The 13,286-nt window shown below is 33.0% G+C and carries 13 protein-coding genes; 11 read left to right on the plus strand and 2 right to left on the minus strand.

The genetic code is table 11. The features are described from left to right. Positions 1–134: 134 nt before the first annotated feature. From JC605_RS14990 to JC605_RS15030, 9 genes are all read left to right on the plus strand, one after another. A complete protein-coding gene (locus JC605_RS14990) occupies positions 135–986 on the plus strand; it encodes a hypothetical protein (protein ID WP_198856969.1) in 852 nt (283 codons plus the stop codon). Positions 987–1,055: 69 nt separating this feature from the next. Continuing rightward, positions 1,056–1,577: a hypothetical protein gene (locus tag JC605_RS14995; RefSeq protein WP_198856970.1), complete on the plus strand. Its 522-nt coding sequence runs from the start codon at positions 1,056–1,058 to the stop codon at positions 1,575–1,577. 7 nt (positions 1,578–1,584) lie between these two features. Beyond that, the gene (csgH, locus tag JC605_RS15000) at positions 1,585–1,989 is read left to right on the plus strand and encodes a curli-like amyloid fiber formation chaperone CsgH (protein WP_198856971.1); all 405 of its coding nucleotides are present in this window, start codon (positions 1,585–1,587) and stop codon (positions 1,987–1,989) included. A 26-nt stretch (positions 1,990–2,015) separates the two neighbouring features. Next, positions 2,016–2,315, plus strand: coding sequence for a CsgE family curli-type amyloid fiber assembly protein (locus JC605_RS15005; RefSeq protein ID WP_198856972.1), 300 nt, complete (start codon positions 2,016–2,018; stop codon positions 2,313–2,315). Positions 2,316–2,331: 16 nt separating this feature from the next. Next, positions 2,332–2,736: a curli production assembly/transport component CsgF gene (locus JC605_RS15010; protein ID WP_198856973.1), complete on the plus strand. Its 405-nt coding sequence runs from the start codon at positions 2,332–2,334 to the stop codon at positions 2,734–2,736. 1 nt (position 2,737) lies between these two features. Beyond that, positions 2,738–4,102, plus strand: a complete 1,365-nt coding sequence (locus JC605_RS15015) for a CsgG/HfaB family protein (RefSeq protein ID WP_198856974.1) — start codon at positions 2,738–2,740, stop codon at positions 4,100–4,102. 55 nt (positions 4,103–4,157) lie between these two features. Next, a complete protein-coding gene (locus JC605_RS15020; protein WP_198856975.1) occupies positions 4,158–5,642 on the plus strand; it encodes a carboxypeptidase regulatory-like domain-containing protein in 1,485 nt (494 codons plus the stop codon). A gap of 153 nt (positions 5,643–5,795) precedes the next feature. Next, positions 5,796–6,974 (plus strand): AIR synthase related protein, encoded by a 1,179-nt coding sequence (locus JC605_RS15025; RefSeq protein WP_198856976.1) that lies wholly within the window; start codon positions 5,796–5,798, stop codon positions 6,972–6,974. A 150-nt stretch (positions 6,975–7,124) separates the two neighbouring features. Beyond that, a complete protein-coding gene (locus JC605_RS15030) occupies positions 7,125–7,481 on the plus strand; it encodes a hypothetical protein (protein WP_198856977.1) in 357 nt (118 codons plus the stop codon). A gap of 72 nt (positions 7,482–7,553) precedes the next feature. Here the strand turns inward: JC605_RS15030 and JC605_RS15035 are convergent, their stop codons facing one another. Continuing rightward, a complete protein-coding gene (locus tag JC605_RS15035; protein ID WP_198856978.1) occupies positions 7,554–8,177 on the minus strand; it encodes a M949_RS01915 family surface polysaccharide biosynthesis protein in 624 nt (207 codons plus the stop codon). A 138-nt stretch (positions 8,178–8,315) separates the two neighbouring features. Between JC605_RS15035 and JC605_RS15040 the strand changes: the two genes are divergently transcribed. Together JC605_RS15040 and JC605_RS15045 are read left to right on the plus strand one after the other, a co-directional pair. Then, positions 8,316–10,652, plus strand: a complete 2,337-nt coding sequence (locus tag JC605_RS15040) for a GH92 family glycosyl hydrolase (RefSeq protein WP_198856979.1) — start codon at positions 8,316–8,318, stop codon at positions 10,650–10,652. Positions 10,653–10,822: 170 nt separating this feature from the next. Further along, positions 10,823–11,266 carry a hypothetical protein gene (locus JC605_RS15045; RefSeq protein ID WP_198856980.1) on the plus strand — a complete coding sequence of 148 codons (444 nt, stop codon included), beginning with the start codon at positions 10,823–10,825 and terminating at the stop codon, positions 11,264–11,266. Positions 11,267–11,370: 104 nt separating this feature from the next. On the opposite strand, the gene JC605_RS15050 is transcribed toward JC605_RS15045, so the two are convergent. After that, positions 11,371–13,227, minus strand: coding sequence for a peptidase M61 (locus JC605_RS15050; protein ID WP_198856981.1), 1,857 nt, complete (start codon positions 13,225–13,227; stop codon positions 11,371–11,373). Between the last annotated feature and the right edge of the window lie 59 nt (positions 13,228–13,286).

Here is a 13,286-nt window from a genome sequence, read left to right on the forward strand (position 1 = left end):
TCATGAAGTTGAGAAAATAAATTAAAATTTGTTTTCAAATGGAGTTGTAAAGTCCCCGTCTTTTCCCCAAAATTTCGAATCTGCAAATTACCTACATAATAAGTTGTATTAATAACCAATTAAATATATTTATTATGAAAAAAGTAATTTTAAGCATCTCAGCGATGCTGTTTGTAGGAGTAGCGGCAATCGCTCAAGGAAACACTTCATCAGTAAACCAAGTTGGAGATTCTGATCAAGGTATTGTTAATCAAAATGGTCAAACGAATGATTCAAAGATTGATCAATTAGGAAACACAAACAAATCAGAAGTTTATCAAGGAATTCAACCAGCAACTTACAATGCCAAAAGTAACATGGCAGATGTAAAACAAAAAGGAGACAACAACGGGGCTTTTATTTCTCAAAGTAACCATGACAACAAAGCAACACAAAGTCAGACAGGAAACTGGAATAAAGCAACTATTTGGCAAGACCAAATTGTAGAATCTACAATCCCATCAGCACTTGGAGGTAAAGATGTTGCAACTCAAACTCAAAAAGGAAATAATAATACCGCTACTATTGATCAAGGTACAACTGGTAATGAAAAACCGACAGGACTTCCTTTTAATCCTACTCAATTAAGTCAAGTAGCATTAGTTGCTGTGCCATTTGGACCACACAGCCAAAACGAAGCTACTCAAACACAAAATGGAGATAATAATCTTGCTTATGCAAGCCAAGGTGGTGTTCAAAACAAATCTTCTCAAACACAAACTTCTCCAGGTGGTACTTCAGCATCAGACGGCAACAAGTCATATCACTATCAATATGGAGATAAAAACGAAGCTACATCTGTTCAAAATGGTACTAAGTTGAGAGAAGATACATTGCAAATTGGTAACTTAAACAAAGCTACAGTTACTCAAACAGGTGCAGCGCACAGTAGCATTAATTTCTCTCTAGGAAACTCAAACATAATTAGTGTTACTCAAAGTAACTAATTGAAAAGATAAAAATGTGATAGTCGTAAAACGACTATCGCATTTTTTTTAATTTAAAACAGAATCAAGATGAAATCTTTCATTTTATATATACTATTAATATTCTTTTACAGTCCTGTATTTTATGCTCAGGAAAAAGAAGAAGGTTCAGAATTTAAAAATTACAGTTCATCGCTTTTTAATTCAAAAGAGAAAGCTTTTAGCATTGTTTCCAATTTGAGTAAAAAAGAACAAAGCGATTTAAATTCAAGAATCCAATCTGGAGTGCAAATTCAGCAGGTTGGCGATTTTAATAAAATTTATGCTTCTTTAAAATCGAATGATACAAAAGTTGCAATAGATCAAAATGGTGATAATAATGCGTTAGCATTAGATAAAAGTGCAAAAACAATTACTCAAAGTGTTATTCAGCAAGGCGATAACAACAAAATTTCCGATTTTACATTGCATACCAATTACAATGTTAATATGGAAATGATTCAAAAGGGAGATAATCAAAGCATTCAAAATATAGGAACCAATTCGTTGTCAAAAAACATGAAAATTACACAGACAGGAAATGGCGCTTCTATTATTCTTATAAACAAATAAAATAAAGATGTATTTTATAAACAGACATATCATAATCTTTCTATTGTTTTTTTCTTTTCTTGTTTATGGGCAAGTTCCACAGGATAAGATAAAAGCCAAAATCGAAATTGAAAGAGTAGAAAACAGTGTAAAAATTACTGGTACTGCCGAAAACTTAACAGAAGTAATTCGAAGTGCAGCTTATCGCTTGTCTGTTATAAAAAATAATAATAAAAGTAATAATCAGTCTAATAATGACCAAGTTGGTGTTTTTACTTTGCAACCCAACGAAATTCAGAAATTGTCTACATCGCAAATTAATTTGACAGCAGATGATGAGGTAATCATTTTGCTTTTGTTTTACGATGAAGACAAGCAAATTATAGCGAAAGATCGTGTCGTTTTGGGCGAAGAAAAAAAAAAGACGATGTAATAGTTCTTCCTGTTGACGGATTTGTTTTGAGAGGTATCATTACCGATGATACCAAAACAAAAATGGGAAAAGATTTTTACGACAGATATTATTACAAATACAATGATATTGGGATAAATGCCGAAAAAATAGTTACAATAAGTGAAGAATACAGTTTTGCCAGAAATACAGCAATATCTATAACTATAGATAATGAGGTTATCTATGATTTTTTAGTAAGGCCTGATGATGAGTTTTTAGATGCAGTTGCAGAGGAAGCTGTAAATACCACTTTTACTTATTTGAAAGAAAAAGAAAAACAACGCAAATATTTCACTCAGTATTAATTTTATTATTAGCGACATGAAATTTATTTTAATCCTTGCAGTTTTTCTGCTTATTTCTCCATTTATAAATGCTCAAGCTTTAGTTTACAAACCTGTAAATCCAGCTTTTGGAGGAGATACTTTTAACTATCAGTGGCTTCTAAGTAGTGCAGAAGCGCAAAATAAACAAAAGGACAAAACAGCAGAAACCAAACCCCAAACTGATTTAGAACGATTTAAAGCCAATTTAAACTCACAATTGCTAAGTCAGATTTCTAGTTCTCTTTATAAACAGCAATTTGGTACAGATGGTATCAAAGAAGGCTCTTATACATTCGGAAGTTATTCAGTAGATGTCTATCCATCTTCTGACGGATTAACTTTAAATATCCTAGATACCAATACAGGAGAACAAACCCAAGTAATCATCCCAAATCAATAATATGCGATTCCATTACTATTTATTTATTGTATTTGGATTTCTTTTTACTGGTTGCGGCGCTTATTATAATCAACCCACAGGAGTACAAAAAGCTGTTTTGGGAGAAGGAACGCCTGCGACTTCATTATTAAAAGATTTACCAAAACCTAAAGAGCAAGTTGTAGTTGGTGTCTATAAATTTAGAGACCAGACTGGACAATATAAACCTCAGGAAAACGGAAGCAGTTTTAGTACTGCTGTAACTCAGGGCGCAACGTCTATTCTAATAAAAGCGCTAGAAGACTCAAAATGGTTTGTGCCAATTGAGCGCGAAAATATTGGAAACTTATTGCAGGAGCGAAATCTTATTCGAGCCACGAGACAGGAATATGTAAAAAATGCAAATCCGAACGAACCCCAGTTAACTCCATTATTGTATGCAGGAGTTTTGTTAGAAGGAGGTATAGTTTCCTATGATTCCAATATTATTACAGGCGGATTTGGTGCTCGATATTTTGGAGCTGGAGCTTCTGTGAAATATCGCCAGGATCGTGTTACAATATACTTAAGAATGATTTCTACTTCAAACGGAAAAATTCTAAAATCTGTTTATATCTCAAAAACTATTTTGTCTCAGGCTATCGACGAGAGTCTTTTTAGATATGTAAATTTTAAAAGGCTTTTGGAAGTAGAAACCGGATATACAACTAATGAACCCGTACACATGGCTGTAACAGAAGCGATAGAAAAAGCGGTAGAATCATTGGTTTTAGAAGGAATAAAAGACAATATCTGGGAAGCCGATGCACCAAAATGGCAGGTTGACAATTTATTAAAAGCATACGCAGAAGAAACCAAAACGGCAGATGTTACAGGACTTTATGATAGGGTCTTAGAAAATAGAAGAAGCCAGTTTGCTATAGAACTTTCTGGTGGAGCTACTTTAATGGATGGAGATTATCAAGATCCGCTTTTAAGACCTTTTGGACGCGGAGCTTTAAAATTCTTTATTACTCCAAGTTTTAATATCAGCGCTTCTACAAATGTGGTAAATCTTGCCAATAAAAATTTAGTCGATGTCGGATACATTACATACGATCTTAATATGGAATGGGTCATACTTCCTAAAGACCGTCTTACGCCTTATTTATATGTAGGTGGCGGATATGGAATGAATAGGAAATTTGAAAATACATATGGCAAAGTCCAATATGGAGGAGGTCTTGAATATTTGGCTTCAGATAGAATAGGAATAAAATTATTTGCGGAGCAAAATATCAATTTCAGTGATAATATCGATTATATAGTTGCTGGAACCCGAGATGATTACTATTATAAATTTGGATTAGGACTGACTTATTATTTTGTGAAGAAAAAGAAAAAGTAAATCGGTCATTTCGAAGATGTAAGAAAGAAGTTTAAATTTTAAAAGTAAGGTAATAATGAAGTATTTATATAAAATAGCAAGTGTACTTTTTTTATTAGGTCTGGTTTCCTGCAGCGAAGAGAAAATTGGAGAATCTCAGTTTGGAACTGTAACCGGAAAAGTAGTCAATAGTGATACTTTTGAACCAATGGAAAATGTAAAAATATTATCAAGTCCAACAACTAGCACTGTTTTTACAGATGCTGAAGGAAAATTTACGGTTTCGAATGTAAAAGTGGGCGAATATTCTTTTCAAGCCCAAAAGGATGGTTTTACAGCAAAGTTCGAAGCGGTTACTGTAACAGCCAATAACACTTCTGAAATTGTATTCGAATTAAGCAAATCGACAGCAAATAACAAACCTCCAACAGTTCCGGTTTTGGCTGCTCCAACAGATAATAGCACAAGTCAGCCTATAAATTTAGAACTCAGTTGGACTGTTGCCGATCCTGATAATGATACGATGACATACACGATAAATCTGAGAAATGATAAAAATAGCGATATCGCGGTTTTTACAGATATAAAAGACAAAAAACTGGCACTGACAAATTTAATGTATGGCACAAAATATTATTGGCAAGTTTCTGTAAGTGATGGAGTAAATGCACCAGTTTTAAGCACAATAAGCGCATTTTCTACAATTGCATTTCCAGCAACAAGGCATTTATTTGTGAAAACCATAAATGGAAACAACGTAATTTTTACAGCAGATGATACGGGAAAACAATACCAATTAACAAGTTCTGATAAAAATTATTGGCGACCAAGACGAAATAATCAGGCTCAAAAAATAGCATTTATAGGAACAACAGGTTCGCAAAATGATATTTATACGATGAATTTTGACGGAACAAACATAAAAAAAGTAACAAGTTCTATTCCTATTGCTGGGTTTAATGCAAATTATATAGGGTATTCGTGGAATGCTTCTGGAAGCGAATTTATTTATCCGAACTTTGATAAATTATATAGGATAAAAAGCGATGGAAGTGGAGTCGCCAAAATATTCCAGACCCCAAACGGTAAATTTATTTCAGAATGTGATTGGAGTGCAGATGGAAGTAAAATAGCTTTAAAAGTAAATGATATAAATGGCTATGGCGTAGAAATTTATGTTATAAATCCGTCGGGAGTAGTTGTAACTCCAATATTGGCTAGCTTACCAGGTGCTGTTAGCGGTTTGAGTTTTTCAGTTTCTGGCTTGAAATTAGTTTATACTAGAGATGTTTCAGGATTTGAAAACAATAATTATCGTCAATTAGATTCTAAAATTTTTGAATATAGTTTTCTTTTAGGTAATTCATATGAAATTACTACAGAAAAGCCTTCAGGATCAAATGACTTGGATGTTAGGTATTCACCAAATGAAGCCGAGCTAATCTTTATGAACACTTCAAATGATGGAATTTCAGTAAAAAATATCGTTAAATGCGGAATAGGAGTTGCAAATTCTAGAGTAATCTTATTTACAGGAGCTTCAATGCCCGACTGGGAATAAAAGCATCAAGCCAAAGTTTCATAACCAATTTTATTTCGGGAGATCGGCAGAATATAAACTTCTGCCGATTTTTTTATCAATCAAATAATCGAATAAGGCAAAGAATTAAAAAAAGGGATTATCTTTGCAGCACATCAACACAAACTAATTTTCATGAGTTCAGATTCTAGCAAAAGATATGCACAAAGAGGTGTTTCGGCATCAAAAGAAGACGTACATAACGCTATAAAAAATATTGACAAAGGTTTATTTCCGCAGGCATTCTGTAAAATTGTTCCTGATTATTTAACTCAGGACAATGATCACTGCCTAATTATGCATGCTGACGGAGCGGGTACAAAGTCGTCTTTAGCATACATGTATTGGAAAGAAACTGGAGATCTTTCTGTTTGGAAAGGAATTGCTCAAGATGCCTTAATCATGAATATTGACGATTTATTGTGTGTTGGCGCAACAGATAATATCTTACTTTCTTCGACAATTGGAAGAAACAAAAACCTAATTCCAGCTGAGGTAATTTCTGCAATTATCAACGGAACAGAGGAACTAATCAACGAATTAAAATCATTTGGAGTTACCATTCATTCAACAGGAGGAGAAACAGCAGATGTTGGCGATGTAGTTCGTACCATTATTGTAGATTCTACTGTAACAGCTCGTATGAAACGTAGTGATGTTGTAGACAATGCAAATATTAAAGCTGGAGATGTAATTGTTGGTTTGGCTTCTTTCGGACAAGCAACTTACGAAAAAGGATATAATGGAGGGATGGGAAGTAACGGACTTACTTCTGCACGTCATGATGTTTTCGGAAAATATTTGGCTAAGAAATATCCAGAAAGTTACGATGCTGCCGTTCCAGAAGAATTAATTTATTCAGGACAAGTAAACTTGACAGATGAAGTAGAAAACAGTCCAATCAATGCCGGACAATTAGTGCTTTCTCCAACAAGAACTTACGCACCAATTATAAAGAAAATTTTAGATAAATATACTCCAGAAGATATTCACGGAATGGTACATTGCAGTGGTGGTGCACAAACTAAAATTTTACATTTTGTAAAAGACTTACATGTTATAAAAGACAATTTGTTTCCGGTGCCGCCATTGTTCAAATTAATTCAAGAACAATCAAAAACAGATTGGAAAGAAATGTATCAGGTTTTCAACTGCGGTCACAGAATGGAGCTTTACGTTCCAGAAAATATTGCACAAGATATTATCGAAATTTCGAAATCATTTAATGTTGATGCGCAGATTGTAGGTAGAGTAGAAGCTTCAGATTCTAAAAAGCTTACAATTACTAGCGAATACGGAACATTTAATTATTAAAAAAAATAACCATATAAGTGATATAAGTTCATTTTAAGTTAGATTGTCAGGCTGAGCAAAGTCGAAGCCTTATTAATGACAGCTTTCGATTTCACTCAGAAAAAATTTATATTTTCTTATATCACTCATATGGTTTAAAAATATTTAACTATGTACGAATTACTTTTTTGGAGATACCTAGACGAAATTTACCTGAACAATCAGGAAGTTTATGAAGCTCTTGTAGAAAAACAAGAAGTTGAAGGTCTGGCTGCACTTCAAATTGAAGTAATCGTAAACAGAATCAATTCAGTCTTTTCTGAATGGGAAAGAGTGGATGAAGACAGCTGGAAAAATCCAAAAGGAAAAGGTGCATTTCAAGTTATTACAACACCTCAAAGCATAAAAATTGACTGCTACGGAACAGAAGGAAAAACCATGAATAAATTAGTAGATATCATGGAAGAATTCAAATGTCCGCTTTACGACCCGCAAGTTCCAGAACGTTATGATGAAATGAATGAATAGATAATTGTTAATGGTGAATTGTGAATTATTAATTAAGAATCAACATCAATCATTCACAATTCGCCATTAAAATTACCCATTTTTTAAAAGCACATCCTGTTCTTTTCTTATTTTTTCAGTCAATTGATTAACGTATAATTTTATTTTCTGCGGAAGCGTATTCCAATTTTGATCTTTTTCAAAACTTCTGCAATTATCAAAATCACATTCAACTGCACGAATAACATATTTTTTCTTTTTATAAACCGTAATAATTTTTACGCGTCTTATATAGCCATCTTCGTTGCGAGTTCCATAAACAATAATAGGTTCAATATAACCGTCTCCATCAATATCTTTTGTACTGCAATATTTTGTCCAAAACCAAATGTTTGTTTCTTTTGGCAGAGTATCTTCAAGCAAATCATTAATTTTCCATTGATCTAAAAGTCCGCCGTGGTCATTAATTACACAAACAGCTTGTATTTTTGTGTTTAAAGTATCCTTTTTAGAAATTACTTTTTGATTTTCGCCTAGAACCAATTCGTAAACTCCGCTTTTATCGCTAAATTCAAATGCTCTATAAATAGGGAAATTGGTTGTGTTTTCAAGTTCACGTTCCGAAATTTCTTGTTTAGTTAATCTGCGGCTTTCTGCTTTTTGAGAAAAAATAAAAGAGGAATAAAAAGAAAGTAGAATTAAAATATATTTTTTCATGTTTTCGCTAGACTTTTTGTATATCAAAGATATTTAAACCTTTCGAGTTCTGCTAAATTTATGTTTTTTAAAAATAGATTTTGTTGTACTTTTCTACATTAAAACAACAACAAAGATTTCAAAGAAAAACAATAAAAAATGATTAAAACAAAATGCTGTAATTTTCTTTTCGGAGTATTGGCTTTAATGCTTTCGAGTAATCATATAAAAGGACAAAAGAAGGCGACCGAAAAGTTAAATCTTATTCAATATGTAGACCCAATGATTGGAACAGCTAAAATGGGACATACTTACCCAGGTGCAACAGTTCCTTTTGGAAGCGTGCAATTGAGCCCAGAAACCGATACAATTGCTTATAGCTTAAACGGAAAATATAATGGAGAGGTTTATAAATACTGCGCTGGTTATCAATATGAAGATAAAACAATTGTAGGTTTCAGTCACACGCATTTTAGCGGAACTGGACATTCAGATTTAGGCGATTTCTTAATTATGCCAACAACGGGAAAACTGCAATTAAATCCTGGTGTGGCGTCTAAACCATTATCCGGTTATAGATCGGCATTTTCGCATGCAACAGAAAAAGCAGAGCCAGCTTATTACAGCGTTTTTCTAGAAGATCATAAAATTAAAGCAGAATTGACAGCCACAACTCGTATTGGAATGCATCAGTATACTTTTCCAAAATCTAATGATGCACATATTATTTTAGATTTAACTTCAGGAATTTACAATTACGATAAAAAGAATGTTTGGACATTTGTTCGTGTAGAAAACGATACTTTAATAACAGGATATCGTCAGACAAACGGATGGGCGAGAACCAGAACAGTTTATTTTGCCATGTCTTTCAATAAACCTATTAAAAGCTACGGACAAGCTGTTCAAGAAAAAAGTGTTTACAGAGGTTTTTGGGGAAAATTCGATCAAACGAAAAACTTCCCAGAAATGGCAGGTCAAAACTTAAAACTATTTTTTGATTTTGATACGAATGAAGGTGAAAAAATTAAAATCAAAATGGCTCTTTCGCCTGTAAGTTCTGCTGGAGCATTAGAAAACATGAAAAAAGAAACTCCAGATTGGGATTTCGAAAAAGTAAAAAAACAAAGTCAGGAAGTTTGGAATAAAGAATTGAATAAAGTTCAGGTGGAAACCATTCAAAAAGAAGATTTGGTTAATTTTTATACCGCAATGTATCACGCATTTTTAGGTCCCACAGAATACATGGATTTAGATCGAAACTATAAAGGTCTTGATATGAATGTGCATAAAGCCGAAAACTTTACCAATTATACCAGTTATTCGCTTTGGGATACTTATCGTGCTTTACATCCTTTATTTAATATTGTCCAGCCAAAAAGAAACGCCGATATGGTGAGTTCGATGCTGGCGCATTCAGATCAGAGTGTTCATAAAATGCTTCCAATATGGTCGCATTATGCCAACGAAAACTGGTGCATGATTGGGTACCATTCTGTTTCGGTTGTGGCAGATGCCATTGTAAAAGGCAATATTAGTTTTGATGCCGAGAAAGCGCTTCAAGCTTGTGTGAATACTGCAAAAGTACCTTATTATGATGGATTAGAATTTTACATGAATAAAGGGTATGTTCCAGAAGATAAAAACGGTGCTTCGGTTTCTAAAACTTTAGAATATGCTTATGATGACTGGGCAATCGCGCAAGCGGCTAAAAAACTTGGAAAAACAGATGTTTATAATGAATTCATTGGAAGATCGAAAAATTATAAAAATGTGTATGACGAAAAAACAGGTTTCATGCGTCCAAAATTGAATGATGGGACTTTCAAGAAAGAATTTGACCCATTAGATACGCACGGACAAGGTTTTATTGAAGGAAATTCTTGGAATTATAGTTTGTACGTTCCGCAAGATCCAGCTGATATGATTCAATTGATGGGAGGAAATGAGAAATTTAAAGTTCGTTTAGATTCATTGTTCAATATGCATCTTCCTGATAAATATTTTGAAAATACAGAAGATATTACAAGAGACGGAATCATAGGGAATTATGTTCACGGAAATGAGCCTTCGCATCATGTTGTCTACTTATACAATTGGACAGATTCGCCTTGGAAAGCGCAAGATAAAATTAGAATGATTTTGAAAAAAATGTACAGAAATGGCGCTGATGGTTTAGGCGGAAATGACGATTTTGGTCAAATGAGTGCTTGGTATATTTTTAGCAGTTTAGGATTTTATCCAGTTGCTCCAGGTTCTGATGAATATGCGCTAGGAAGTCCCTTGCTGAAAAATGCCATTTTAAATTTGGAAAATGGAAAAACTTTTGAAGTAAAAACCGTAAATCAATCTGATAAAAATGTATTTGTGAATAAAGTTTTACTGAACGGTAAACAATTAGAAAGGCCGTTTTTAAAACATGCAGATGTTATAAATGGTGGAAAGATTACGTTTTATATGAGCAGTAAACCTAATAAGAAGCAATATCAAAATTAGTTTTACGTCTGTCACCCTGAGCGGAGTCGAAGGGCTTTCTAGCTTAAAATGGCTTCAACTCCGCTCAGCCTGACAAATGATAATATTTTAATTCGCGAAAATTTGTGCAATTCGTGGCGAAACAACAAAAAACTTCACGAAATTTGCACTTCAAATAAAGAAAACTAGATATGAAAATAAATCTAAAATCAGGAATTGATAAATTGCTTTTTGGAATGAAGCAGAATGACGTAACAGCTGTTTTAGGAAAACCTGATAAAAACTATAAAGACGAAGACGATAATGTGATTTTTGTGTATAATGCGCACAAAATCAGATTGACATTTTATGAGGAGGAAGATTTGAAATTAGGTTATTTGGTAGCTTCAAGTAATGATTTAGAAGTTTTCGGATTCAAATTAATAGGAAGAAAAATTGCTGATGTAAAGAAAGATTTTGCAGCAAAAGGAATTACAAAATACAATCAAGAAACTTTTGATACTTTCGAAAATTACTTCAACGAAGATAATTGGTTTATTCTTCAAACAGAATATGATGAGGTTGTAAAGTTCGAAATTGGAGCAATCATTAATAGTAAAGACGAATTTGACTGGAAATTTCCTGTGAAGAAATAGCACATCGAAAACTTTGTCAAAGTTTTAAACTTTGACAAAGTTCTTAGAAGACAATAAAAAAACCGACAATCACTTGTCGGTTTTTTTTATATAGTAAAATGAAATTATCCTTTTAACCATGCATTTTTAAGTTTTTCTTTTGAAGCATCAGTTGCTTTAAAAGTTTCAGATTCTTCAAAAGGTAGTTTTACAGTTCCTTTGATAGTTTCTTCTTTTGTACCGCGTTTTACTTTAAGAGTAATTGGATCATTTTCTTTCCAGTTTTCACTTTCAGTAATTAAATCATAAATGTTATCTAAGTTGTATGATTTATTGTTTACAGCTAAAATTTTATCTCCACCTTTTAAATTCAAATTTTTAAAGAATGCAATTGATTCTGAATCAGGACGAACAGCAATTTCTTTTGTTGCTTTGTCAATTGTGATGTATGGAGTTTGACCTTTAATAAACGGATTTCCAGCTTTTTTCTCAGTTGATTTTGTAACGCCAACTTTAGCTAAATAAAAATCGTAAGGAATTGGAGTTGTTCCAGCAACATATTTATTCAAAAAGTCACCAACTTCAGGATAAGTTAAAGAAGTGATTTTTGCGAATAATTCATCGTCATTAAAAGGTTTTTCAATACCATATTCATCAGATAATTTGTGCATCAAATCTAAAATTCCTCTTTCGCCATTACTTTTTTCTCTAATGATAATGTCAATACACATACCAATTAAAGCTCCTTTTTGGTATACATTTAAGTATTGGTCTTTGTATGGTTGTTCTAAAACATTTTTACTCATTACAGTAAATGACATTGTATCGTCTAAACTTTTAGACTGTTCAATTTTATCAGCAATACGAGAATAGAATTCAGCTTCGTCAATTAAACCTTGGTTAATTTGGAAAAGATTAGCAAAATATTCTGTTACACCTTCGTACATCCATAAGTGCTCAGACATTTGTGGCGCATTGTAATCAAAATACTGAATTTCTTTTGAGTGAATGGTTAAAGGAGTAACGATATGAAAGAATTCGTGAGAAACTACATCTTTCATAGATTCTACCAATTTTTCTTTTGGCATAGACTCAGGCAAAACTACAGTTGTAGCCGTTGGGTGCTCTAATGCTCCAAAACCGTGAGCATCATCCTTTGCCATGCTAGATAAATACAATAACACAGTATACTTTTTAGTAGAATTGACTTTTCCTAAAAAGTTTTTCTGAGCTGTCATCATAGTTTTCATTTCTGGAGTAATGCTTTCAGCAGTGTATTTTCCAGTAGGAGAGTAAACTGCAATTAAGATATCCATTCCGTTTACATTAAAAGTAGTGTAATCAGGTTTAGAATACATAATTGGGTTTTCTACCAAAACAGCATAACGAGAAGTTGTAAAAACATCAGAAGTATTGCTTGCATCTTGATCTGTCATAGAAGTAGCTCCCCAAAGCGTTTCAGGATGTGTAATAGTGACTTTGTACGGAATATCTAATTTATCTTTAAAATACCCTACAAAACCATGAGTGTTAACCATGAAATTTTTTCCAGCATCGATGTTTGTTCCAGCTGGAGAAAAAACGTCATCATTCCCAAATCCGGTTCCTTTTTCTGTATCAAAAGTATCGTTTACTAGATAAGTGATTTTCTTTAATGTTTTTGCGTTTGAAATAGACCAAGAATTATCGTCTAATCTTTTTACAGTAAGTGGATTTCCTTTAGCATCAAATGCTTTGAAATCTTCTGAATATTTTCCGTAATTATCTGTTGAATATGTACCAGGAACTGTTTTCGGAATACTATAAACAATTTCATCGGTTTTAATGGCTGGTGGTGTAACTGTTACTAAAACTTTATCGTCCTTAACATCAGTTAGATTGATATTAACTTCAACTATATTGCTTTTCGCGGCTCCTGTGCTCCCTGTTTTACAGCTCCAAAAAGTGACCGCTAGAGCTAAGGTGTAAAGTATTTTTTTCATTTGTATATGTTTAGTTAATTATATTTGACACAAAAAGTCTAGAAAAGTTACTAAAAAAT

Source organism: Flavobacterium sp. IB48, assembly GCF_016405855.1.
Lineage (GTDB): Bacteria > Bacteroidota > Bacteroidia > Flavobacteriales > Flavobacteriaceae > Flavobacterium > Flavobacterium ginsengisoli.

What these genes read in the sequence shown, in the direction of transcription:
- JC605_RS15040 (WP_198856979.1), top strand. Translation starts at nt 8,316, where the DNA reads ATGATTAAAACAAAATGCTGTAATTTTCTTTTCGGAGTATTGGCTTTA.
- JC605_RS15035 (WP_198856978.1), bottom strand. Translation starts at nt 8,177, where the DNA reads ATGAAAAAATATATTTTAATTCTACTTTCTTTTTATTCCTCTTTTATT.
- JC605_RS14995 (WP_198856970.1), top strand. Translation starts at nt 1,056, where the DNA reads ATGAAATCTTTCATTTTATATATACTATTAATATTCTTTTACAGTCCT.
- csgH (WP_198856971.1), top strand. Translation starts at nt 1,585, where the DNA reads ATGTATTTTATAAACAGACATATCATAATCTTTCTATTGTTTTTTTCT.
- JC605_RS15015 (WP_198856974.1), top strand. Translation starts at nt 2,738, where the DNA reads ATGCGATTCCATTACTATTTATTTATTGTATTTGGATTTCTTTTTACT.
- JC605_RS15050 (WP_198856981.1), bottom strand. Translation starts at nt 13,227, where the DNA reads ATGAAAAAAATACTTTACACCTTAGCTCTAGCGGTCACTTTTTGGAGC.
- JC605_RS15030 (WP_198856977.1), top strand. Translation starts at nt 7,125, where the DNA reads ATGTACGAATTACTTTTTTGGAGATACCTAGACGAAATTTACCTGAAC.
- JC605_RS15010 (WP_198856973.1), top strand. Translation starts at nt 2,332, where the DNA reads ATGAAATTTATTTTAATCCTTGCAGTTTTTCTGCTTATTTCTCCATTT.
- JC605_RS14990 (WP_198856969.1), top strand. Translation starts at nt 135, where the DNA reads ATGAAAAAAGTAATTTTAAGCATCTCAGCGATGCTGTTTGTAGGAGTA.
- JC605_RS15025 (WP_198856976.1), top strand. Translation starts at nt 5,796, where the DNA reads ATGAGTTCAGATTCTAGCAAAAGATATGCACAAAGAGGTGTTTCGGCA.
- JC605_RS15045 (WP_198856980.1), top strand. Translation starts at nt 10,823, where the DNA reads ATGAAAATAAATCTAAAATCAGGAATTGATAAATTGCTTTTTGGAATG.
- JC605_RS15020 (WP_198856975.1), top strand. Translation starts at nt 4,158, where the DNA reads ATGAAGTATTTATATAAAATAGCAAGTGTACTTTTTTTATTAGGTCTG.